This window comes from Lacihabitans lacunae, assembly GCF_042649125.1.
Classification (GTDB): domain Bacteria; phylum Bacteroidota; class Bacteroidia; order Cytophagales; family Spirosomataceae; genus Leadbetterella; species Leadbetterella lacunae.
Genome location: NZ_JBHRYQ010000001.1, coordinates 2,345,923 through 2,367,996, shown reverse-complemented (window position 1 = coordinate 2,367,996; position 22,074 = coordinate 2,345,923). Strand labels below are relative to the sequence as shown.

At 39.5% G+C, this 22,074-nt stretch carries 18 protein-coding genes and 1 pseudogene; 8 read left to right on the top strand and 11 right to left on the bottom strand.

What is annotated here, in order from left to right; translation table 11 throughout:
* Positions 1-42 precede the first annotated feature (42 nt).
* A pseudogene (tgt, locus tag ACFOOI_RS10305) lies at positions 43-1,172 on the top strand (tRNA guanosine(34) transglycosylase Tgt).
* A 97-nt stretch (positions 1,173-1,269) separates the two neighbouring features.
* On the opposite strand, the gene ACFOOI_RS10300 reads toward tgt, so the two are convergent.
* Together ACFOOI_RS10300 and ACFOOI_RS10295 are read right to left on the bottom strand one after the other, a co-directional pair.
* Entirely contained in the window at positions 1,270-1,554 is a 285-nt protein-coding gene (locus tag ACFOOI_RS10300) for a putative quinol monooxygenase (protein WP_379837701.1), read from the bottom strand.
* 13 nt (positions 1,555-1,567) lie between these two features.
* Positions 1,568-2,341, bottom strand: coding sequence for an SUMF1/EgtB/PvdO family nonheme iron enzyme (locus ACFOOI_RS10295; RefSeq protein ID WP_379837698.1), 774 nt, complete (start codon positions 2,339-2,341; stop codon positions 1,568-1,570).
* Positions 2,342-2,418: 77 nt separating this feature from the next.
* Between ACFOOI_RS10295 and ACFOOI_RS10290 the strand changes: the two genes are divergently transcribed.
* Both ACFOOI_RS10290 and ACFOOI_RS10285 read left to right on the top strand, forming a co-directional pair.
* Positions 2,419-3,537, top strand: coding sequence for a flavin-containing monooxygenase (locus ACFOOI_RS10290; protein WP_379837696.1), 1,119 nt, complete (start codon positions 2,419-2,421; stop codon positions 3,535-3,537).
* A gap of 82 nt (positions 3,538-3,619) precedes the next feature.
* Positions 3,620-4,213 (top strand): OmpH family outer membrane protein, encoded by a 594-nt coding sequence (locus ACFOOI_RS10285; protein ID WP_379837694.1) that lies wholly within the window; start codon positions 3,620-3,622, stop codon positions 4,211-4,213.
* Between the two features lie 67 nt (positions 4,214-4,280).
* Here the strand turns inward: ACFOOI_RS10285 and ACFOOI_RS10280 are convergent, their stop codons facing one another.
* Positions 4,281-5,054: a DUF3050 domain-containing protein gene (locus ACFOOI_RS10280; RefSeq protein ID WP_379837692.1), complete on the bottom strand. Its 774-nt coding sequence runs from the start codon at positions 5,052-5,054 to the stop codon at positions 4,281-4,283.
* A gap of 222 nt (positions 5,055-5,276) precedes the next feature.
* Between ACFOOI_RS10280 and ACFOOI_RS10275 the strand changes: the two genes are divergently transcribed.
* Positions 5,277-6,914, top strand: coding sequence for a TldD/PmbA family protein (locus ACFOOI_RS10275; protein ID WP_379837690.1), 1,638 nt, complete (start codon positions 5,277-5,279; stop codon positions 6,912-6,914).
* 87 nt (positions 6,915-7,001) lie between these two features.
* Positions 7,002-8,318 (top strand): TldD/PmbA family protein, encoded by a 1,317-nt coding sequence (locus ACFOOI_RS10270; RefSeq protein ID WP_379837688.1) that lies wholly within the window; start codon positions 7,002-7,004, stop codon positions 8,316-8,318.
* Between the two features lie 83 nt (positions 8,319-8,401).
* Here the strand turns inward: ACFOOI_RS10270 and ACFOOI_RS10265 are convergent, their stop codons facing one another.
* The gene (locus ACFOOI_RS10265) at positions 8,402-8,752 is read right to left on the bottom strand and encodes a DUF779 domain-containing protein (RefSeq protein ID WP_379837686.1); all 351 of its coding nucleotides are present in this window, start codon (positions 8,750-8,752) and stop codon (positions 8,402-8,404) included.
* Between the two features lie 69 nt (positions 8,753-8,821).
* Positions 8,822-10,345, bottom strand: a complete 1,524-nt coding sequence (gene exaC, locus ACFOOI_RS10260; protein WP_379837684.1) for an acetaldehyde dehydrogenase ExaC — start codon at positions 10,343-10,345, stop codon at positions 8,822-8,824.
* A gap of 227 nt (positions 10,346-10,572) precedes the next feature.
* Here exaC and ACFOOI_RS10255 point away from each other — a divergent pair, with 227 nt between their 5' ends.
* Positions 10,573-11,487 carry an AraC family transcriptional regulator gene (locus tag ACFOOI_RS10255; protein WP_379837682.1) on the top strand — a complete coding sequence of 305 codons (915 nt, stop codon included), beginning with the start codon at positions 10,573-10,575 and terminating at the stop codon, positions 11,485-11,487.
* A 339-nt stretch (positions 11,488-11,826) separates the two neighbouring features.
* Here the strand turns inward: ACFOOI_RS10255 and ACFOOI_RS10250 are convergent, their stop codons facing one another.
* Complete coding sequence (locus tag ACFOOI_RS10250) at positions 11,827-14,025, bottom strand: DUF5916 domain-containing protein (protein WP_379837680.1); 2,199 nt, start codon at positions 14,023-14,025, stop codon at positions 11,827-11,829.
* A 120-nt stretch (positions 14,026-14,145) separates the two neighbouring features.
* Here ACFOOI_RS10250 and ACFOOI_RS10245 point away from each other — a divergent pair, with 120 nt between their 5' ends.
* Positions 14,146-14,664, top strand: a complete 519-nt coding sequence (locus tag ACFOOI_RS10245) for an FKBP-type peptidyl-prolyl cis-trans isomerase (RefSeq protein WP_379837678.1) — start codon at positions 14,146-14,148, stop codon at positions 14,662-14,664.
* Between the two features lie 2 nt (positions 14,665-14,666).
* Here the strand turns inward: ACFOOI_RS10245 and ACFOOI_RS10240 are convergent, their stop codons facing one another.
* The 3 genes from ACFOOI_RS10240 to ACFOOI_RS10230 are packed head-to-tail and all read right to left on the bottom strand — an operon-like array spanning position 14,667 to position 17,488.
* Complete coding sequence (locus tag ACFOOI_RS10240; RefSeq protein ID WP_379837676.1) at positions 14,667-15,464, bottom strand: enoyl-CoA hydratase/isomerase family protein; 798 nt, start codon at positions 15,462-15,464, stop codon at positions 14,667-14,669.
* Positions 15,457-16,299 (bottom strand): hydroxymethylglutaryl-CoA lyase, encoded by an 843-nt coding sequence (locus tag ACFOOI_RS10235; protein ID WP_379837675.1) that lies wholly within the window; start codon positions 16,297-16,299, stop codon positions 15,457-15,459. The genes ACFOOI_RS10240 and ACFOOI_RS10235 overlap by 8 nt, the downstream gene beginning before the upstream one ends.
* Positions 16,300-16,348: 49 nt before the next feature.
* On the bottom strand, positions 16,349-17,488 hold the full coding sequence (locus ACFOOI_RS10230) for an acyl-CoA dehydrogenase family protein (RefSeq protein WP_379837673.1): 1,140 nt from the start codon (positions 17,486-17,488) through the stop codon (positions 16,349-16,351).
* A gap of 152 nt (positions 17,489-17,640) precedes the next feature.
* Here ACFOOI_RS10230 and ACFOOI_RS10225 point away from each other — a divergent pair, with 152 nt between their 5' ends.
* Entirely contained in the window at positions 17,641-19,248 is a 1,608-nt protein-coding gene (locus ACFOOI_RS10225; RefSeq protein ID WP_379837671.1) for an acyl-CoA carboxylase subunit beta, read from the top strand.
* Here ACFOOI_RS10225 and ACFOOI_RS10220 read toward each other — a convergent pair whose 3' ends face one another.
* Positions 19,249-20,862 carry an OmpA family protein gene (locus ACFOOI_RS10220; protein ID WP_379837669.1) on the bottom strand — a complete coding sequence of 538 codons (1,614 nt, stop codon included), beginning with the start codon at positions 20,860-20,862 and terminating at the stop codon, positions 19,249-19,251.
* A 151-nt stretch (positions 20,863-21,013) separates the two neighbouring features.
* Entirely contained in the window at positions 21,014-22,033 is a 1,020-nt protein-coding gene (hemE, locus tag ACFOOI_RS10215) for a uroporphyrinogen decarboxylase (RefSeq protein ID WP_379837667.1), read from the bottom strand.
* Between the last annotated feature and the right edge of the window lie 41 nt (positions 22,034-22,074).

Here is a 22,074-nt window from a genome sequence, read left to right as displayed (position 1 = left end):
AAAGGACTTGTTTTCGAGTAATACTTAGTAGAAATTTGTATCATGAAATTTGAGCTTCAGAAAAAAGACGAACAAACTAAGGCCCGAGCAGGTAAAATTACCACTGCTCATGGCGAAATATTGACCCCTATTTTTATGCCGGTAGGCACTGCAGGTACAGTAAAGGGTGTCCATCAAAAAGAACTACAAGATGAGGTGGAGGCACAGATTATTTTAGGAAATACCTATCATTTGTATTTGAGGCCGGGTCTTGATATTATGTCAAAAGCAGGTGGTTTACACAAGTTTAACGGTTGGGATAAACCCATTTTGACAGATTCGGGTGGCTATCAGGTTTTTAGCCTAAAAGAAATCAGAAAGATTTCCGAAGAAGGCGTTCACTTTAATTCACACATAGACGGTTCCAAGCATTTGTTTACGCCTGAGTATGTCATGGACATTCAGCGAATTATCGGAGCCGATATTATCATGGCTTTTGATGAATGTCCGCCATATCCGTGTGACTTTAATTATGCCCAAAAATCGATGCACCTCACGCATAGGTGGCTTCAGCGATGTGTCAAAAGATTTGGCGAAACCGAAGGTAAATATGGTTATGAGCAGGCACTTTTTCCTATTGTGCAAGGCAGCGTATATAAAGACCTGAGAAAACAGTCGGCGGAGTTTATTGCCAGCCAAGACATGCCCGGCAATGCCATCGGGGGCTTTCGGTGGGTGAGCCAGCGGAAGAAATGTACGAAATGTTGGAGGTTGTCAATGATATTTTACCTATAGAAAAACCAAGGTATTTGATGGGAGTAGGTACTCCAGAGAATATTTTGGAAGGAATAGCCTTGGGAACTGATATGTTTGACTGTGTGATGCCAACCAGAAATGCCCGAAACGGCATGTTGTTTACCACAGAAGGCATTATCAATATCAGAAATAAAAAATGGGAGGACGACTTCTCTCCAATAGACGAAGGTTTAGGTGGTTACGTGAGTACTTTTTACTCAAAAGCCTATCTGAAACACCTCATGAAGTGCCAAGAAATGTTGGGTGCTCAAATAGCGAGTGTGCATAACCTAAGGTTTTATTTATGGCTAGTAGGCGAAGCCCGAAAGCACATTTTAGCAGGAGATTTTGCCACCTGGAAGCCAATGGCTATCAAAAAACTGATGCAGCGTTTATAATAAAACCACTTCATTGAAATAAAAAAGAAAACCCACTTTGCCTTCAAAATGGGTTTTCTTGGTCTTAAAGCTTTGCTTTTATTGAAAAAAACAAAATTTACTTTCTCTCCAAAAACGTAATTTGTCCGGGTCTTTCCAGAAGCTCAGCAGCCGAGGCTCTAAACTCTTGAATATACGAAGAAGCCGAATGTGCATCAAATGCTTCCATGTCTTTAAATCTTTCATAAAACACAAACGCACATTTGTTCTCTTTTTCTTGGTGTAATATATAATCTATATTGCCAGGTTCTTGGGTGGTTTTTTCAACCAATATTTGTAGGGCAGTAAGTGTTTCGTCTTCTTTGCCGGGTTTTGCTTCTAATTTTGCAATAAGTGTTACCATTGTTTTATTTTTATTAAATATCCTTTACGCATCTAAATCCTACGTGTGGCAGCGAGGTCTCTTGGGTAGAAGACGATATGCCACCTACTTTGAAACCGTGACAGACTTTCGGGTCACACAAATAGGAGCCGCCTCGTTGAAACCATTCGCCCGGTTTTTCGGGGTTTTGGTCAGAGCACCATTGCCATACATTTCCTCCCATATCTGCCAAGTGGATTTTATTGTATCCAAAATAACCAACAGGGGAAGTCGTTAAAAATCCATCTTCTACGGTATTATAAAATGGAAAAGAACCTTGCCAAAAATTGGCTTTAAACTTGCCTTCCTCTTCGTAGTTTTGTCCCCAAGTGTAGTTTTGTTCGTAATCTTCCTCTCCATTTTTTTCGGCAAAAACAAACTCCTCACTTGTAGGCAGGCGTTTGCCCACCCATTTACAATACGCCACGGCGTCATTCCAAGAAACCTGTGTGACTGGGTGGTCCATAGGTGCTGCGGTGGTGTCGGTTCCCAACGGATATCTCCATGTACAACCTTTTTTTAGTCCCCAAATTCCTGTTTTGAAGTCAAAATATCCAGCATCTCCAAACTTCTCGGCTTCTGTTATATAATGGGTAGCAGACACAAACCTGTCAAAGTCTGCTACGGTAACTGGCGTTTTTTCTATCCAAAAACTTTTGATGTTCCCTTGGCCTTCCAAAAGCACCATTCCATCTTTTTCTTCTATTTTTTTTGGTTTGGCACAAGACCAAATCAGTAGAGCAAAAGCAGCGAAAAGTATATTTTTCATGAGTTTCATCGTAATATTCAAAACTAAAAATTTTTATTTAAAAAAAATGGGATAACTTGATGAAATAGATTTTTAAGATGATAAAAAACATAATAATAGGAGCCGGCCCAGCCGGATTGGCCATAGCGGGTAGGCTCGCAAATGCAGGGGAAGCTTTTGAAATAATAGAAAAAACAAATCAGATTGCTTCAAAATGGCATGCTCATTATGACAGATTGGCCCTGCATACAGTCAAAGACCTTTCGCATTTGCCACATTTGCCATTCCCTGCTGACTATCCTGTTTATGTACCCAAAGACAAATTGGTGGCCTATTATGAAAATTATGCGGCTCACTTTAAAATCAAGCCTAGGTTTGGGGTTGGTTTAGAAAAAATCTATAAAATAAAAAATGGCTGGCAACTCACACTCGACAATGGCGAAATACTTGAAGCCGAAAATGTGATTGTATGCACAGGACTTAACAAAACTCCCAAATTGGTAAATTGGGAAGGACAAGAGAATTTTAAAGGAGATATTTCGCATGCGAGTTTGTATAAAAACGCAGAGCCTTTTTTGGGTAAAAAAACGATAGTAGTAGGCATGGGAAACACCGGAGCCGAAATTGCCCTAGACTTGGCTCTTGCAGGTGTTTCGGTCAGTATTTCGGTTCGAAGTCCGATTATTGTGGTTCCGAGAGATTTATTTGGTAGCCCGGTGCAGCTGACCGCCAAAAAGTTGGAGAAGTTGCCCTTCGGTTTAGGCGATTGGATTGGTGCTCAAACTCGCAAGTTGGTTTTTGGAAACTTGGCCAAATATAATGTGCCTGTTTCACACGAATATCCGGCTAAAATGCTTCGCGAAACCGGTAAGTCGCCCACTATAGATTTGGGTACCATAAACCAAATAAAAAAAGGGAATATTAAAGTATTGGGAGATATAAAAGCTTTACATGCAGGCGGAGCATATTTAGTTAATGGAGATTTTGTGGAGGCAGAAAAGATAATTTTGGCCACTGGATATACTTCAGACTTGCAAAAGCAAATAGATTTACCAACATCTGCTTGGGACAAATTCGGACTTCCTACGCCAGCAACTGCTTATGGCGAGCACAAAGGCTTGTATTTTTTGGGCTATGATAATTACAAATTGGGTGGCTTGCTAGGTACTATATTTACAGACTCTGCGTTAATTTTTAATAAAATTAAACCACACTAAATTTTCCAATAAATAAAAACCGCTTTCAGAATTCCTTATATTTGGGTTACTTTGAGAAAATATCAATTACTATTATTATTTAATGAAAAAAATATTCGCGTTAGCTATACTTTTTGTCGTATCAAATTCGGTTTTTTCACAAACCAAAAAATCAGCTAAAACTGCACCGGCCTCAACAACTACTACAGGTTTTAAAATTGGTTATATCTTTGAAGACTATATTTTTGACAATGCCAATATGGTGAAAGAATTAGATTCTTTAATTAAAGGCAAGCAGGAATTTTTTCAGGATAATTACAACAAGTTGGCTTTAGAATATCAAACGAAGTATTTAGACTATCAAAATAGCCTAAAAAACTTAGACACTTTAACAACTGAAACCCTTAACGCAAGACTGAAAAAAGTACAAGAAATAAAGTCAGCTTCAGAAAATTACCAACGCCAAGCCGAGAAAGAATTTCAAGCCTTGACAGGTGAAGGTGTAATGAAAATTAAAGAGGAAATATTGGAAGCAGCAAAAATAGTAGCCAAAGAAAAAGGATACGGATTTGTGCTTTCACGTAATAAATCTGACGGGCCGATGAGCCCCAATAGGGTAGTTTTGTATGCCGGTGATGCTGGGAAAGGTGACTTGTCGGATCTGGTGATTGCCAAAATGAACGCAAAGAAAAAATAATTAAAGGCATTACACAAACAAATATATGGATGGGACTTAATGAAAATTAAGCCCCATTTTTTTGTGCTTATGCAAGCACCAATTTTCGGCTTTTTATGTGTTCGCAAATGCCACCCCACAGTTCAATTCTTTTTTCTAAAGCACTGATTGCAACCTGCTTGGCTTCTTCCCATTTCTGGTCATCGTTTCCGCATAATTCTTCAATCATTTTAAGCGAGAGTGGTCCGTGTTCGCCGCCGTCAACTTCTATGTGTCGCTCCAAATAGTACTTAAGTTTTGGATAGGGTTTGTCCCCATTGTTTAATATTTCAAAAAACATGTCAGGTATCAGGTCTTCTCTCCCAAACGTAAATGCAGATGCTATTTTGTGGCTTTGCTTGGTTTCTATGGTCTCAAATGTGAACTTCAGGAATTGCTTAACCTCAGGAGATAAATCAAAGTTGTTTATGCAATCAGAAACAGATTCCAAAGTATTTATTTTATCTAAAAAACGCGAAATATGACCAGTTGAAGCACCTATTTCTACCATCGAATCTAAGTACATTTCATAGTGACTTTTAGGCTCGCCTATTTCGTTGATGTCGCTTTCTTCGCCCCACACTATCTCGTTAATAAAACGTGCTAAAGTTGGGTTCTGGGCTGGTTTCCAAGGCACTTGAGTACAGGTTAGTGTAGTTTGCAAAGACTTAAGTAAAGACATAAAGTCCCATACCGCATACACATGTTTTTCCATAAAAATCCGGATATCTTCTATCTGGACTAAGTTTGCGTATAGCTCATGATTTTTTAATTTTTCTCTCAAAGGTTGAATCGCCAATTCTATCTCTTCTATTTTGTTCATTATGGTTTTTATTTTGTTTTTAATTACGTTTTGTGCCGTCTAAAAGTTTAAAAATCATTTCATTTTTTACTCATATCTACCCAAAGTTTATTCTTGACTTCAAAATTAGTGTTATGGTAATTTTGCTTGTTTATTTCTTTCAAAAAATTGGTATGTTTACTATATTAGTACATCAAAAAAATCTAATAATCTTATCTAAAATATCATCAAACTAACCAATTTATGAATAGAAGGAAATTTATTCAACTTTCGGGAATGGGCTTAGGTGCTATGTCAGTTCCTATTTTAGGAAATGCCACCACTTTTGAGAAGCTTCTCGAAAATCCTGCAGATGTAGCTATGAAGAAAAAAATGTCTGACATAGCTCTCAATGCAGCCAAAAGCAACGGTGCTACTTATACCGATGTGCGTATAGGCAGATATCTACAGCAATATTTGTTTACGCGAGAAACCAAAGTTCAGAATATCGTAAATGCCGAGTCTTATGGAGTAGGTATCAGAGTTATCGCAAACGGAACTTGGGGTTTTTCGGCTACAAGTGATGTTACGCCAGAAGGAATCAAAAAATGTGCTGAAACTGCAGTAGCTATCGCCAAAGCCAACTCAAAAATACAAACGGATCCTGTTATACTTGCCCCTCAGAAAGGCTTAGGTGAGGTTTCTTGGAAAACTCCTTTGACCAAAAATGCATTTGAAATTCCGATTCAAGAGAAAATTGATCTTTTGATGAATGTAAATAACGAGGCCATGAAAAATGGTGCTGGTTTTGTGACTTCAAACTTGTTTTTAGTTAACGAACAAAAGTATTTTGCTTCTTCAGATGGTTCATATATTGACCAAGACGTACACCGTATTTGGCCAACGTTTACGGTTACAGCAATAGACAAAGCCGCAGGTAAGTTTAAAACCCGCGATGCCATCAGTTCGCCGATGGGTATGGGATACGAATATTTGGACGGATTAAGCTCAGAGAAAATAGCAGGGCCAAACGGTTTGGTGGGTTATAGAAACTCATACGACATGGTGGAAGATGCAATTACTGCAGCTAAACAAGCCAAAGAAAAACTAACAGCAAAGAGTGTTCAAGCAGGCAAATATGATCTTGTTTTGGATCCAAATCACCTTGGCTTAACTATACATGAGTCAGTGGGGCACCCGCTTGAGCTTGACCGTGTGTTGGGTTATGAAGCAAACTATGCGGGTACAAGTTTTGCCACATTAGACAAATGGGAAACCAAGAAGTTTAACTACGGAAGTAAAGAAGTAAACATAGTTGCAGACAAAACGCAGCCACATGCACTCGGTACGGTAGGTTTTGACGATGAGGGAGTTCCGTGTAAAAAATGGGATTTGATTCGTGATGGAATATTGGTTAACTATCAGGCTATAAGAGATCAAGTTAATATTTTAGGTGAAAAAGAATCGCATGGATGTTGCTATGCAGACAATTGGGATTCGGTACAGTTTCAGCGTATGGCAAACGTTTCGTTGGAGCCAGCCAAAGAAAAACGCTCAGTTTTAGACATGATCAAAGGCGTAGAAAAAGGAATTTATATTATCGGTAGAGGCTCGTATTCGATCGATCAGCAGCGATATAACTTCCAGTTTGGTGGTCAGGTTTTCTATGAAATAAAAAATGGAGAAGTAGTAGGTATGCTAGACGATGTAGCGTATCAGTCTAACACCCAGGAGTTTTGGAACTCATGTGTGCAGATTTGCGACAAAGATGACTACCGCACGTTTGGGTCGTTCTTTGATGGAAAAGGACAACCTTCTCAGATTTCGGCAGTGTCTCACGGAAGTGCTACCACGAGATTTAACGGGGTAAATGTCATAAATACGGGAAGGAAAATAGGTTAATAGAGTATGGCAGTTTTTGCTGTTCATGATTTATTCAAAATCTATTTATCAAAACCATTCTATTTTTAAAACGAAAAATAATTTTTTATGAAAATATTATCAAAAGAAGAAGCCAAGCAAATCATAGACAAGGTGCTGGCATTTTCTAAAGCCGATGAGATGAGTGTTTCGCTAGGCGGAAGACGCACAGGCAATATTCGTTACGCAAGAAATACCGTTTCTACCAGTGGCGAATCTGAAAATATGTCTTTGGCAGTCACAGCTGTTTTTGGGAAAAAATCAGGTACTTCTACCATCAATGAGTTTGATGACGCCTCGCTAGAAAAAACTGTTAGAAGAGCAGAGGAAATAGCAAGACTTGCTCCCGAAAACTCAGAATATATGCCCATGTTAGGGCCTCAGACTTATCTTGAAACCAATAGTTTTGCCAAAAGTACCGCAGATATTGACCCAACTTTAAGGGCTACTGCCGCTATTAATAGTATAAATCCTTGTAAAGAAAACAAACTTGTAGCTGCAGGGTATATGGAAGATTCTGCTGGTTTTTCGGCGATGGGAAATAGCAAAGGGCTTTTTGCTTACAATAAAGCCACTTCGGTAGATTTTACAATTACCGTAAGAACCGAAGATGGGCTTGGTTCGGGATATGGAATACAAGATTTTAACGATGTTAAGTTGCTGAATACTAAATCGGTTACAGAAGTTGCGATGCAAAAAGCGAAGGCTTCGGCGTCAGCTCAGGCATTGGAGCCGGGTAAGTATACCGTTATATTAGAGCCTGCAGCAGCAGTAGATTTGCTTCAAAATATGATGAGAAATCTAGATGCCAGAAGTGCAGACGAAGGCCGTAGTTTTTTAAGTAAAAAAGGTGGCGACACCAAACTAGGCGAAAAGCTTTTTGACGAACGTGTTCATATATATTCTGATCCTCAAAATGCCGAGATTCCAGGCTCTCCATTTAGTGGAGACGGAAGACCACAAGAAAAAATCGACTGGATAAAAGACGGTGTGGTTAAAAATATGACGTACTCGAGATTTTGGGCTGATAAAAAAGGTGTAAAAGCTACGCCGTCGCCTGATGCATTCATTATGGTGGGTGGTAGCAAGTCATTGGCTGACCTCATCAAAGGCACTGATAAAGGTATATTGGTAACCCGACTGTGGTACATACGTTCGGTAGATCCGCAAACTTTGCTCTATACAGGGCTTACCAGAGACGGAACTTTTTATATAGAAAAAGGTAAAATTAAGTTTCCTGTTAAAAACTTCAGGTTTAATGAAAGCCCGGTTATTATGCTAAATAACTTAGAAGAAATGGGTAAACCTGTACGAGTAGGAGGAAACCTAATACCACCACTTAAGATCAGAGACTTTACGTTCTCAAGTCTGAGTGATGCTGTTTAAGATTTAACACTTGTCAACCATATAGAAACGAAAGCGTGCGGGTTATCCCCACGCTTTTTTGTTTTTTTTAGGAAATGAAAGACTCAGTTTTCTTCTCCGTATTCCGCTTCGGTCAAAAGCCGCGATTTTATCACAAAGCGGATACCTAAGGGTATTTCTAAAGAAAAACTTGCTCCTCGGCCTTTGGTTACATCGAGTGTGAGGTGTGTGTGTTTCCAATATTCAAATTGGTCTTTGGCCATAAAAAAATCACAGCCGTGCACACTTCCAAGTTTCACGTCGTTGTTGTCTATCATGAGTTCGCCTTCTTCAAAACACATAGGAGCGGAGCCGTCGCAGCAACCACCGCTTTGGTGAAACATCAGCGGGCCGTATTTTTCACTTAAATCATCTATCACTTTTCTGGCTGCATCTGTGGCATCTATTCGTTGCATAATTGGTTGTATTTAAATAAAAAGAGAGAGCCAAAAACTCTCCCTTTATCTCTTAGTTTATATTTCCCTTTAAAAGAACCCAAGTCTTTTTTTGTCGTATGAAATCAACATGTTTTTTGACTGACGGTAGTGTGCAAGCATCATTTTGTGATTTTCGCGGCCTATACCTGATTTTTTATACCCCCCAAATGGAGCATGAGCCGGATATGCATGGTAGCAGTTTACCCACACTCTGCCTGCTTCTACAGCTCTAGAGACTTGGTACGCTTGGTGCATGTCACGCGTCCACACCCCAGCTCCTAGGCCATAAAGTGTGTCGTTTGCTATGGCTATCGCTTCGGCTTCGTCTTTAAACGTAGTTATACATACCACTGGCCCAAATATTTCTTCTTGGAAAACCCGCATTTTGTTGTTTCCTTTCAAAACAGTAGGTTTTATGTAATAGCCGCCTTCGAGGCCTTCGTTATAAGCGGCTCCGCCTCCAGTCAGCACTTCTGCTCCTTCTTCTTTGCCAATTTCTATATAGTTTAGTATTTTTTCGTATTGGTCGTTTGAGGCCTGGGCTCCCATCATGGTGTCCATGTCTAGTGGGTGGCCTAGTTTTATGGCTTTCACTCGCTCCAGCATTCTTTCCATAAATGCATCATAAATAGACTCCTCTACCAATATTCTAGATGGACAGGTACAGACTTCGCCCTGGTTGAGGGCAAACATAGTGGCACCTTCTAGGCACTTATCAAAAAAGTCATCGTCAGCATCCATTATACTTTTAAAGAAAATATTCGGCGATTTTCCGCCTAACTCCAAAGTTACCGGAATGATATTTTTGGATGCATATTGCATAATCAACTGCCCGGTAGTGGTTTCTCCTGTAAAGGCTATTTTGTTTATTCTTGGGCTAGAAGCCAAAGGTTTTCCGGCCTCTATTCCAAAACCGTTAACAATATTAAGCACACCTGCAGGGAGGATGTCTTGGATCAATTCGGCAAATACCAAAATACCCACGGGCGTTTGCTCTGCAGGTTTTAAGACTACACAGTTTCCTGCTGCTAGTGCTGGAGCCAGTTTCCACGCTGCCATCAGAATCGGGAAATTCCAAGGGATTATTTGACCTACCACACCCAGAGGTTCATGTATGATTAGCGAAAGTGTATTTGCATCAAGTTCTGCTGCTGAGCCTTCTTCTGCTCTTACCACACCCGCAAAATACCTAAAGTGGTCTATCGCCAAAGGCATATCTGCCGCCATCGTTTCACGGATTGGCTTTCCATTGTCCCAGGTTTCTATCTTTGCTAACAAAGGCATGTTTTGCTCCATGCGGTCTGCTATTTTTAATAGTATATTACTTCTTTCGGTGGCGGAGGTTTTGTTCCAGGTTTTAGCTGCTTCCCAAGCCGCGTCAAGTGCCAAGTTGATGTCTTCTTCGGTAGATCGGGCCACTTTCGTAAACACTTGGCCATCTACTGGTGATATAGAATCAAAGTATTCGCCTTTTACGGGTGCCACCCATTTGCCTCCTATAAAGTTCTCATAATGTGACTTAAACGTTGGTTTTTCTACCAAGTTTGTATTTTTGGTTGTTACTTCTGACATTGTTTTATATTTAAAAGGTTCTTGAAAAGATTTGAATACAAATAAATTTAACAATTGGGTTAAAAAATTGTACTTTTCTATCGTGTGTTTTCATTTTACTATCAATCAGTTGCACTTTTCTGCAATCTGTGTCACTATTCTATCGTTTTTTATCTTTCAGTCAAATTTGATTATCACTATTTTTTGAAGGAATAATAATATTATTTAGCTTTAATAAAAAAGAGAAGATGTTAGACTTAAGTACGGCTCATTATCAAAATCGGAAACTCGAAAATCTCGTGGAAAACCGAACTGTGCATACCCTAAAAAATGCGGAGCTCAATATTTTCGAGACACATCTGCAGGCTTCGCAGGTTTTGTTGAAATTTCAGCAGCCGGTACTTGCGAGTATGTTAAAAGGAAAAAAGATAATGCATTTGGCAGATTCGCCCGCTTTTGGCTTTTTGCCTGGAGAGTCAGTGATTTTACCTGCAAACGAGCTTATGTGTATTGATTTTCCTGAAGCAAGTTTTCAGAATCCTACACAATGTTTGGCTTTGGCTCTTTCTGAAGAAAAATTACAAGAAGCCGTGAATCTGCTAAACAATAGAGGGTTAAAACAAAACGGCAAAGAATGGTCGGTGATGGACTATAATTATCATTTCACAAATGATATCGCCATTTACCAGATTTTGCAGCGGCTTATGTTTGTTTTTACCGAAAATCATCCTTCTAAAGATATTTTTTCTGATTTACTCATTCAGGAGCTCGTCATTCGGATTTTGCAAGTTGAAAGTAAATCGATGTATTTGCAAAAGGCAACTACAGACCCCAATAACGACCGAATCTCTTTTGTGATAAAGTATATCAGAGACAATATAACGGAAGACTTAAACGTGGATTTGTTGAGTCAAAAAGCATTTATGAGTGCTTCTAATTTTTACAGAACTTTTAAACATGAATTGGGCTCTTCGCCCAATGATTTCATAATAGAAGAAAGGCTAAAAATAGCCGAAAGCCTTCTCAAAGACCCCAAAGTGAGTATAAAAGAGGCGTATTTGGCCAGTGGCTTCAATAGCTTCTCGTATTTCTCCCGAATCTTTAAAAAGAAAAAGAATATTTCGCCTTCGGAATATAAAGTAAAGTCAAATTTTATGGCTTGATGAATTGTAGTTTTTATTCACCGTCAAACGGGTAAAAAAATAGAAAATAATTCTTTACATCGCCCTGCACTGTTTGAGCACTATTAAAATTCTTTTGGGAAGTATATTTTTATTAGAACATTGACAATAAGAATTTTAATTGTGCGAGTTTGCAGGGTGCAGTTTTTTTTGCTCCGTTTTTTTTCGAAAAAAAATGGAGGCCCCGCTGGCAGGCGACCCAGTTAATGAAAGGGGGGTGTTTTTCAAAATGATTAAAAAATGGCTTCATTGGTAGGTTTAAGCTATGTTTTCTTTAAAAATAAAAATTAACCGTTTAACTGTAGTTTTTATTCAAAAAAACTACACATTCCACCAATATGTAAATTTCAATACAATGGCTCGGTTTCTAACCTGGAAGGTGTCAGAAGTGTAATTGTCTGTGTATACCAAAAACAAGTCGGACGCCGGACTGTATCTCCATTGAAAACGTGTGTTAATATTTACGTTGTTGGTCTGTTTGTTGTACTGCACAAAATTGGTAAAAAACAGTTTGTTAGAAAACGTAACGTCTATTCTTGGCCCCAATAACCACAAGTTATGCGTCGTATTTTTCAGTGCCTCAGGCAGTTGTTCTCCATCAAAAAAGCTAAGTCTGTTGTAGTTGCTCTTAAATGCCAAGGCTACATACGGCTGAAATCTATACGCTACTTCGGCATCTAGTCGTAGGCGTTTTCCTTGGGCGTAATATCCGCCATATCTGGTTTCAAAACTGTAGGTAAATAACTTCTGTGGGCGTGAAGCAAATATGGTTCCCCACGAAGCCCACGCGTGCACCTGAGCTGAATCTAAATATTGTTTTACATAGTTGGTTGGGTCAAATTTGCGTTGTAACCTTACAAAATCTGTGGCCGTCCAAATAGTAAATGAAGCCTGAGTTCTGAAACCAACGTTGTATGACAAAAAGTGGGTGTTTTCTACTAATTTACGACTTGCCTTGTCCACGTAGTTTGCAGTCATAATGCTCGGTCCGTGAGAAAGTATTTTACCTCCTTTCGGGAAAAATAAATAACCATAATCAAATTTTCCGTATACGTAGTTTTGTCTTCTAATAAAGCCAATTTCATTCCCTTTTACGTCTTTGTCTACGTTTTCGAGGGTAATAGAGGCACTGTATTTTTTCAATGAGCGGGCAATATTAAAAACCGAAACATTGTTTTGTGAGATAAAATCTGGAGAGAAGGTCTTTAAGTATAGAGCCTTTCCTTTCCATTTGTTATCTGCTGAAGCGAGGTTATATTCCAAACCTGCGGTGCGGTTATAGCTCGGTATGTTATTGAGCGAGTCCTCATTTCTTTTAGATAAAATAGTTTCTCTGTCGGTGTATAGAAAAGAAACGTACGAACGCTTAAATACTTTTCTTTGGAGCGAAAGTATGGAGTAGTTTGAGCCGGGGTCGTTGCTAGCACTTTTGCCTGTTTGCAGGTTCATGGCTCCTAAACGCCAATTGTTGTTGATTTTGCCACTCACTTTTCCTCCATAAAAAATGGGGGCATTTAAGCCTATCCTTCTAGAGAAAAAAGGACGGATATTGTCTGTGCCATAGTTATTAAAAATATCACCGTTTTCTAAAAAGAACTGTCTTCTTTCGGGGAAAAATAATTCGAACCTGTCAAGGTTAGTTTGCTGTACATCCACTTCTACTTGAGAAAAATCAGGGTTTACCGTTAAGTCCAAATTCATAGAAGAGGTAAGCCCTATTTTTGCATCAAAACCAACGCCTTTATCGTATGCAGCAGGTAGTTTTTTTTCAAAATCTCTCACTACACCACCATACACAAAAGGTATGATAGAAATATTGGCTCCCGGAGCTGGAGGAGGCATATCCCACACCAAATTTCCTGAAAATGCCAATGAAGAGGTAGGGAATTGTCTCGGTACTGGGGTCCAAGCCGATTTTTCTGTGGTTTTTAAGTCTTGTCTACTAAGGTTTAATCCCCAAGACATCACGTCTGATTTATAACGCAATGTTTTATACGGAATAGCAGCTTCCCACGTCCATTTGTCGTCATCAAAACTGACTTCAGACTGCCATTTGTTATCCCAGCTTAAACTGATATTAGAACCCGCCGACATCAAACCGTCCCACTGCCCACCGCGAGCATTTGAGCCAAAAGTATAACCGGTGGTTTGGTCATTAAACGTATCGATAAAAAGTAGGTCGTTGTCGTTTTTGCTGAAGTTCCAGTCGCGTTTCATCGACTCCACGATGTTGTTGCCTTTGTAGTAGTTGTAGTTTATAAAAAGTACATATAGGTTTTTGTCGTCATATGTAAATTTTACCTCGGTATTTACCTTGGCTTTGCTGGTGTCCATGGGTAGCACTTGAAAAAAATCAGAAGCTACTTGGCACTTGCTCCAAACGGCGTCGTCTGCCACACCGTCTATCTTTACTTTTTCGGTAGTTTTTTTTATGAAATACTTATAATTGTCGTTTTTTTTCTGGGCGAAGGCATTGAGGTTAAAAAGTACTATAATTAAACCTAAAATGTATTTTGACATGTAATATTTTGTAGTTTTGCTGAAATTTTCAAACACAAAGGTAGGGTAATATTCGCAGTTTGAGTGAAGGTTTATCTTTTAATTCTTAGCTTATATCTACTTTTATAAATTTATTTAATAATGCAAATATCTGAAAAAAAGGTAGTTACGCTTACATATGAACTGTATGTAATAGGAGAAGAAGACGAATTTGAGATTGTGGAAGTAGCGGGTGAAGATAACCCGATGGTGTTTTTGTTTGGCCACAGCGGTTTACCTGTAGATTTTGAAAAGAATCTGGAAGGACTTAAGGAAGAAGACGACTTTGATTTTATTTTGGAGCCGCAGGCTGGTTTTGGAGAGTTTTCAGAAGAAGATATCGCCGATTTTCCGATGGATATGTTCAAAATAGAAGAAGGGGAGGTGCCTGCCGACTTACTTGAAATTGGTAACTTCATTCCGTTCACGAATGACGATGGAAGCCAAATTACGGGCCGTGTTTACGAAGTTTTAGCAGATACAGTTAGAATAGATTTCAATCACCCACTTGCTGGTAAATCATTGAAATTTGAAGGAGATATACTTAATGTGAGAGAAGCAACCCAAGACGAGCTTGACCACGGTCATGTGCACGGCGAGGGTGGCGTTCAACACGACTAACTTTATTCGTTTGTCCAAGATGGAGCTCTTTTTTCAAAAAACGCTTTTGCTCCTTCTTGGGCATCTTTTGTGCTTCTAAGGGCCTCTAGTTGGCTCAATAAATAAGAGTTTTTCTCGGTTTCATACACTTGTTTCAGTTCTTTGGCAGTGAGCATTCCGGCTCTAATGGCACTCGGCGAGTTAGAAAGGATAACCGATATGAGGTTATTAAGCCCTTCATCGTTCATTTTTTTAAACTCAAAATCTGCCGCTAATACGTCACTTACCAATCCAAAACCAATCGCTTCTTTGCTGTCCAATACTTTCCCAGTGATACACAGATCCAAAGTTTTCTTTATCGAAATAAAGTTTAACAAAGCTCCCATCACTTGAAAAGGAAAAATGCCGCGTTTTACTTCCGGCAATGAAAACTTCACATCAGGTTTTGCGTACACATAGGTGGTGTTTAGCGTTAGCAGCATTCCGCCAGCCATCACATCGCCTTCTACTACCGCTATGCTGGGTTTATTCAGCTGCCCAATGGCATCATTAAGCGATATATTTAGGTTTTCTATTTCAGGATTTTTTTGGTCTAGTTCAGGGTTTTGAAATACTTTTAAGTCCATTCCCGAACAAAAAACGGGCCCTTCGGCATTTATCAAAACCAACCAAATTTCTTTGTCGATATTGGCCTTTGCCAAAGCATGATGAATTTCATTGACCATGGTGGGCGTAAATGCGTTTCTTTTTTCAGAGCGGGCAAGTGTAAGCGTAAATACGTGGTCTTTTTTCTGAGTTTTTATATAAATATAATCAGCCATTTATCAGTTTATTAAATTGGGTCGTGAAGTTAGTAATCATCTCATTGTTTGCCAAATCAAAATATTCGAGAAGGCCCTCGGTTGGCACATTGCCTACCAATTCGTCTTTTGCCATTGGGCATCCGCCAAAACCTTGCATGGCTCCGTCAAAACTCCTACAGCCTGCTTCGTAAGCTGCTTTTATTTTGGGCTGCCATTCAAATGGGGCCGCATGAAAATGTGCTCCAATGTTCATATCGGGAAAAGCTTCACTTGTGGCTTCAAATACAGATTTTATCTGCGTGGCGTCAGCGGTGCCAACTGTGTCTGCTAATGAAAACTCGGATACACCTATTTTTTGTAATTGGTCTATCCAATGCGTTACTTTTTCGCTATCCCAATGCTCGCCATACGGATTTCCGAAGGCCATTGAAATGTAAACCAGTAAGGTTTTATTGTTTTTTTGAGCAATGTCAAGAATCTGTTTTACAGCTTCAAATGATTCCTCGAGGTTTTTGTTAGTATTTCTTTTCTGAAATTCCTCAGAGATAGAAAATGGATATCCTAAAACGGATATCTCCTCAAAAGCGGAAGCTTCAGCAGCTCCGCGTTGGTTGGCCACAATCGCTAAAAGTTGGGTGTCTACATCTTTGAGATTAAGTAGTTTTATCAGTTGTGCGGTGTCTGCCATTTGAGGAATAGCTTTGGGAGAAACAAAGCTCCCAAAGTCTAATCTATCAAAAATATTGGATTGTAAAACTGCATTCATGTATGTCGCCTTTCTTTCGGTAGGGATAAAATCATGTAGCCCCTGAATGGCATCTCTCGGACAGTCAACTAATTTTACTTTTGTCATGTATCAAAACCTATTTTTTAAAACTCTTTTACCTTGAAATAGTGATGAATTACTTGCTGATTTCTCTCGCAATAACCATTTTTTGAATGTTCGAAGTTCCTTCGCCAATGGTACATAGTTTGGCATCTCTAAAGTATTTTTCAACCGGATAGTCTTTCGTGAAACCATATCCTCCAAAAATCTGAACCGCATCATTTGATACTTCTACAGCTGTTTCTGAAGCGAAAAGTTTAGCCATAGCACCTTCTTTGGTTACTTTTTTTCCTGCGTTTTTCAAGTCTCCCGCATTTCTAGTCAATAATTCCGAAGCCTCTATTTTTGTGGCCATTTCGGCTAGTTTAAACGAAACACCTTGGAAGCCCATTATTTTTTGGTTGAATTGCTCTCTTTCGTGAGCATATCTTAATGCATGTTGGTAAGCTCCTTTGGCTATTCCCAATGATAAAGCGGCGATTGAAATTCTGCCACCATCTAATAATTTTAGGGCTTGCACAAATCCTTCGCCTTCTATACCCATAACTTGGTCTTTGTGTACTTTGCAGTTGTCAAAAAACAAACAAGCTGTTTCTGATGCTCGCATTCCGAGTTTATTTTCTTTTTTGCCTGAAGAAAAACCAGGGGTGTCTTTTTCTATTATAAATGCTGTTGCGTTGTTTTTTGCTCCTTTTTCGCCAGTTCGGGCTATCACCACTGCTACTTCAGAACTGATGGCGTGCGTAATGAAGTTTTTAGAGCCATTTAATATATAATAGTCGCCATCTTTTACAGCTGTGGTTTGTAAGCCACCGGCGTCAGATCCAGAACCAGTTTCTGTTAATCCCCATGCACCTATCCATTGGCCAGTTGCTAGTTTTGGTAGGTACTTGCTTTTTTGTTCTTCATTGGCGAAAGTCAAAATGTGGTTGGTACATAGTGAATTGTGAGCAGCCACCGATAGCCCGATAGAGCCACATACTTGCGAAATCTCATCTATAATTGTAATATATTCTTGGTAGCCTAAGCCTGAGCCTTCGTATTTTTCGGGTACTAGCACGCCCATGAAGCCAAATTCGCCAAGTCTTCTAAATAATTCTACTGGAAAAGTCTGAGCCTCGTCCCACTCCATTACGTGTGGTTCTATGTAGTTTTTTGCGAAATCGCGTGCACTTTCTCTAATTAATTCTAAATTGTTGCTGATCAAGGTTTCCATATTTTTTTGAAGTGTAATTGTTTGTTAAGACAAATATTATTTTAACAAATATCTTTAAAAATTTTATATTTATTATAATTTTAATCATATTTATCGAAAAATTGTTTAATTGTAGAAAATAAAAATCAACAAACTGAAGAAATACATAAAAAATGGAGGAGTTATTAGAAAAATTGAGAGTGAAAACCGAAGCCATGAAGCTGGGTGGAGGAGCATCGCGAATAAAAAAACACAAAGCAAAAGGTAAACTTACGGCATGGGAGCGGATATATGGACTCCTTGACAAAGACAAAGAATTTATAGAGGTGGGATCATTTGCCGCAGATGGGATGTATGAAGAGGAGGGAGGCTGTCCAAATGGTGGCGTGGTAGTAGTATTGGGGTATATTCAAGACAAATTGTGCGTGGTGGTGTCTAACGATGCCACAGTAAAAGCGGGGGCTTGGTTTCCAATTACGGGTAAAAAATGCCTAAGAGCACAAGAAATTGCGATGGAAAACAAGTTGCCAATCGTGTATTTAGTTGATTCTGCAGGTGTGTTTTTGCCGCTTCAAAGTGAGATTTTTCCTGATAAAGAACATTTTGGAAGGGTGTTTAGAAATAACGCACACATGTCTGCCGAAGGTATTCCACAGATTTCGGCCATAATGGGCAGTTGTGTGGCCGGTGGTGCTTATTTGCCTATTATGTCTGATTATGCATTTATAGTAGAAGGCACGGGTTCTGTGTTTTTAGCGGGCCCTTATTTAGTAAAATCTTCAATAGGTGAAGATGTTGATGCCGAAACCCTCGGCGGTGCACACACACAAAGCGAGATTTCGGGAGTAACTGACAATGTTTATCCAGATGACGCTTCGTGTTTAGAGGCAATCAGAAATGTGATAGACAAGTTTGGAGATACGCCAAAAGCGGGTTTTAGTAAAAAGGCAAGTAAGAAGCCGGAACTTTTGCCGGAGTCTATTTATGCTAACCTTCCGCTGGACCGCACCAAGCCTTACGATATGAAATTGATTTTGAAGGCCATTGTAGATGAAGGTACTTTTGAAGAATATAAACCTGACTATGGCAAAACCATCATTTGTGGTTTAGCAAGAATAGACGGCTGGGCGGTTGGTATTGTGGCCAATCAACGTGAGGTAGTAAAAGCCAAAAAGCCAGGAAATAAGTCTGAAATGCAAATGGGTGGAGTGATTTACTCTGATTCAGCCGATAAGTCTGCGAGGTTTATAATGAACTGTAATCAACAAAAAATACCCTTGGTGTTCTTTCAGGATGTTACGGGTTTTATGGTCGGTAGCCGATCAGAGCACGGCGGCATAATAAAAGACGGTGCCAAAATGGTAAATGCCATGGCCAATTCTGTGGTGCCTAAGTTTACTTTTTTGGTTGGCAACTCATACGGAGCCGGCAACTACGCCATGTGTGGCAAAGCCTATGACCCGCGTTTGATTTACGCTTGGCCTACAGCCCAAATGGCTGTAATGAGCGGTGCTGCAGCAGGAAATACACTTTTTCAGATTCAAGAAGCTGGTTTAAAAGCAAAAGGAGTGGAAATGTCTGATGCAGATAAAAAAGAAATGCTGGATAAAATTAATGAGCAATATAACGAGCAGTTAAGTCCGTATTATGCAGCGGCACGTCTGTGGGTTGACGGTGTTATAGATCCTGTAGAAACAAGAAAAATAATAAGCATGGGAATAACAGCAGCCAATGAGGCTCCGATTCAAAAAAGATACAATGTAGGGGTTATACAGACCTAGTTATTTGCGTTTTATCTCAAATTCTACCCTTCTGTTTTTGGCTTGGCCTTCGGTGGTAGCGTTTGATGCGATAGGTTTAGACTCTCCATATCCCACACTTTGCACTCGCTCTTGTGGGATATTTTTTTTCACGAAATAGTCACGTACTGCATCGGCTCTTTGCTGCGAAAGCCTGAGGTTATTTTCATCAGAACCTACATTGTCGGTATGCCCTTGTACTTCTATCACCATGTTTGGGTTTTTGTTCATCACGGCTATCATTCGGTCGAGTTCAAAAAACGACTGTGGCTGTAAGGCTGCTTTTCCAAATTCAAAGAAAATGTTAAATAGCTGAACTGTAACCCCAGTTTGAATAGGAGCCAATCCAAGATCTTCGCCTTTTATTTCTTTAAATGAGCCCACTACCGTTAGGTCAATATTTTTTGAAACCGAAATAAAGTCCTTTGCCTCAGCTCTGATGGCATATCTACTTCCGTAAGGCAACACTATTTTGTATTCTCCTGTATTTGGATTTGAATACGCCACCCCAAGTTCTTCTCCGTCTTCGAGGTTTTCATAGATGATTTTGGCTTCTGTAGGTCTGCCTGTTTTTTGGTTTTTTACTATTCCGCTTAACAAAACCACAGGAGTAGGAGCCGTTAGCGATTCTTTGGAGTCTTCTTCTTCTACTTTTTTACCTGTTGGTGTATTTGTGGAGGCCTGCAATGCGGCTTCTTCTACTACTTTTTTCTTTTCTTCTATGAGTCTAATCTGTACAAGGTCAGACTTGCCCAGGGAGTTTTTTCGGGTTGACATATACGCAAATTCGCCAGAAGCGGCGATAGTGTAATACAGTTCGTTTTCATCCGAATTAGTGGGTTTGCCCATGTTCACAGGTTCTGTCCAGCTGTCCCAGTTACGGCCTTTTCTTTTTGATACCCAAATATCAAAACCGCCTTCACCACCTTTTCTGTCTGAAGCAAAGTAGAGCGTTTTATTGTCTGCTGCTAAAAACGGGGTTGTTTCTGATGCGTTAGTGTTTACGTCTTTTCCTATACTCACGGGTTTTGACCAGTCTCCGTCTTTTTCTAAAAGGCTAATGTAAATATCGTCTTCTTTGGAGTTTTTCTTTTCGCTAAATGCCAGCAATAGCACTTTTCCGTTATTGCTTAAAAAAGCAGTAAGGAACTGCCCCTTGCACATTAGGTCGAGTTTCGGAATGTCCAGTTTGTCGGGTTGTGTCCAGCCCGAGCCTGAGCGTTTGCAAATCGAGATTCCTACTTCGTTTTCTTTTCTGCCTTTGTTATATACGCCACGTATTAAAACCGTATTTCCATCTGGAGAAATGCTAAAAATATCGTTGTATCTGTCTTTGTTGATGGTATTTGGCATTTTTCGAGCAATTCCCCACCTGCCATCGTTGAGTTTTTCTGAGCTCCACACGTCGTTGCTTCCTTCCTTGCCGTAGTTATTAGAGGGGTGGTTTTCTCTTAAAAAATATAATACTTGGGCGTCGGGCGATATCAATGGGTGGATTTCATTAAATTCTGTATTTACGGCAGAACCTATAGGTTCAACTTTTTGAGCAAAGCCATAAAACGAACATAATAAAAGTGCGAGTAAACGAATCTTCATTTTTTTATGAGAAAGGGATTTTCTGTTTTTTTATTATCAACGAAATAAATGAACGAATCAATTTAGTTCTACCACAAAAAAACAAAAATATTCTCCGAAAACTATGGTTGATAGCCCTTTCTTTAATTAAAAAAACGAATTTCAGTTAATATCAATACGCTTTGACTGTCTCAATAAAGCATTTTACTTTTTCAGGATCAGTGTCAGGGTATACGCCGTGGCCTAAGTTTGCTATATATCTTTGTTTTCCAAAGGCATCTAGCATGGCTACCGTATGTTTTTCTATTTCAGAAAAAGAGGCGTAAAGCACACACGGGTCCATGTTTCCTTGCAGCGTTTTGTTAGGAATCAATTTTCTCGATTCGGCGATATTCATGTTCCAGTCAAGTCCCACTACTTCGCAGTTCATTTTCCCTATTTCTTCTCTCGCAAAATACGCACCTTTGGCAAATACTGTTACTGGGTGCGTAGTGATGGCATCACATATTTGAGAAATATATGGACTCGAAAACTCGCTGTATTGGTCTGGGCTTAAGATGCCAGCCCAAGAATCGAATATTTGAACCAAGTCTGCACCGTGAGCCAACTGAGCTTTAAGGTAGGCAATGGTAGTGTCTGTAATTTTTTGTAATAACTGGTGTGCTAAAGTAGGCTCAGAGTAGAGCATTTTTTTAGCTAAAGAGAAAGTCTTTGAACCTTTTCCTTCTACCATATAGCAAAAAATAGTGAATGGTGCACCCGCAAATCCTATTAGAGGAACTCTACCTGCAAGGTCTTTTTTGACGATGTCTAAAGCTTGTAAAACGTATGAAAGTTGATCTTCAGGGTCTGGAACCACTAAAGCGTCAATATCTGCTTGGGTATGAATGGTTTTGGGAAAATTTGGACCTTTTGCTTCCAACATTTCGTAAGGAAGTCCCATGGCTTCGGGTACCACCAAAATGTCTGAAAAAATAATAGCTGCGTCTACACCCAATATATCTACGGGCTGAATGGTCACCTCGGCGGCCATTTCGGGAGTGGTGGCTAGTTTGATGAAACTGCCTGCTTGCTCTCTAACTTTGCGGTATTCGGGCAAAATTCTACCTGCTTGACGCATCATCCAAACTGGTACTCTACTTACTTGTTCGCCTTTGGCGGCTTTCAAAAAAAGGTCGTTTTTTAATTCCATAGGACAAAATTACGTATAAGATGCCCTTTTCGGATGAGTAG

Excerpts from the sequence above, each read along its gene's own strand:
- ACFOOI_RS10230 (WP_379837673.1), bottom strand. The coding sequence starts at position 17,488 with ATGGAAACCTTGATCAGCAACAATTTAGAATTAATTAGAGAAAGTGCA.
- ACFOOI_RS10295 (WP_379837698.1), bottom strand. The coding sequence starts at position 2,341 with ATGAAAAATATACTTTTCGCTGCTTTTGCTCTACTGATTTGGTCTTGT.
- hemE (WP_379837667.1), bottom strand. The coding sequence starts at position 22,033 with ATGGAATTAAAAAACGACCTTTTTTTGAAAGCCGCCAAAGGCGAACAA.
- ACFOOI_RS10280 (WP_379837692.1), bottom strand. The coding sequence starts at position 5,054 with ATGAACAAAATAGAAGAGATAGAATTGGCGATTCAACCTTTGAGAGAA.
- ACFOOI_RS10285 (WP_379837694.1), top strand. The coding sequence starts at position 3,620 with ATGAAAAAAATATTCGCGTTAGCTATACTTTTTGTCGTATCAAATTCG.
- ACFOOI_RS10235 (WP_379837675.1), bottom strand. The coding sequence starts at position 16,299 with ATGACAAAAGTAAAATTAGTTGACTGTCCGAGAGATGCCATTCAGGGG.
- ACFOOI_RS10245 (WP_379837678.1), top strand. The coding sequence starts at position 14,146 with ATGCAAATATCTGAAAAAAAGGTAGTTACGCTTACATATGAACTGTAT.
- ACFOOI_RS10225 (WP_379837671.1), top strand. The coding sequence starts at position 17,641 with ATGGAGGAGTTATTAGAAAAATTGAGAGTGAAAACCGAAGCCATGAAG.
- ACFOOI_RS10270 (WP_379837688.1), top strand. The coding sequence starts at position 7,002 with ATGAAAATATTATCAAAAGAAGAAGCCAAGCAAATCATAGACAAGGTG.
- ACFOOI_RS10255 (WP_379837682.1), top strand. The coding sequence starts at position 10,573 with ATGTTAGACTTAAGTACGGCTCATTATCAAAATCGGAAACTCGAAAAT.
- ACFOOI_RS10220 (WP_379837669.1), bottom strand. The coding sequence starts at position 20,862 with ATGAAGATTCGTTTACTCGCACTTTTATTATGTTCGTTTTATGGCTTT.
- ACFOOI_RS10250 (WP_379837680.1), bottom strand. The coding sequence starts at position 14,025 with ATGTCAAAATACATTTTAGGTTTAATTATAGTACTTTTTAACCTCAAT.
- ACFOOI_RS10290 (WP_379837696.1), top strand. The coding sequence starts at position 2,419 with ATGATAAAAAACATAATAATAGGAGCCGGCCCAGCCGGATTGGCCATA.
- ACFOOI_RS10240 (WP_379837676.1), bottom strand. The coding sequence starts at position 15,464 with ATGGCTGATTATATTTATATAAAAACTCAGAAAAAAGACCACGTATTT.
- ACFOOI_RS10275 (WP_379837690.1), top strand. The coding sequence starts at position 5,277 with ATGAATAGAAGGAAATTTATTCAACTTTCGGGAATGGGCTTAGGTGCT.
- ACFOOI_RS10300 (WP_379837701.1), bottom strand. The coding sequence starts at position 1,554 with ATGGTAACACTTATTGCAAAATTAGAAGCAAAACCCGGCAAAGAAGAC.
- exaC (WP_379837684.1), bottom strand. The coding sequence starts at position 10,345 with ATGTCAGAAGTAACAACCAAAAATACAAACTTGGTAGAAAAACCAACG.
- ACFOOI_RS10265 (WP_379837686.1), bottom strand. The coding sequence starts at position 8,752 with ATGCAACGAATAGATGCCACAGATGCAGCCAGAAAAGTGATAGATGAT.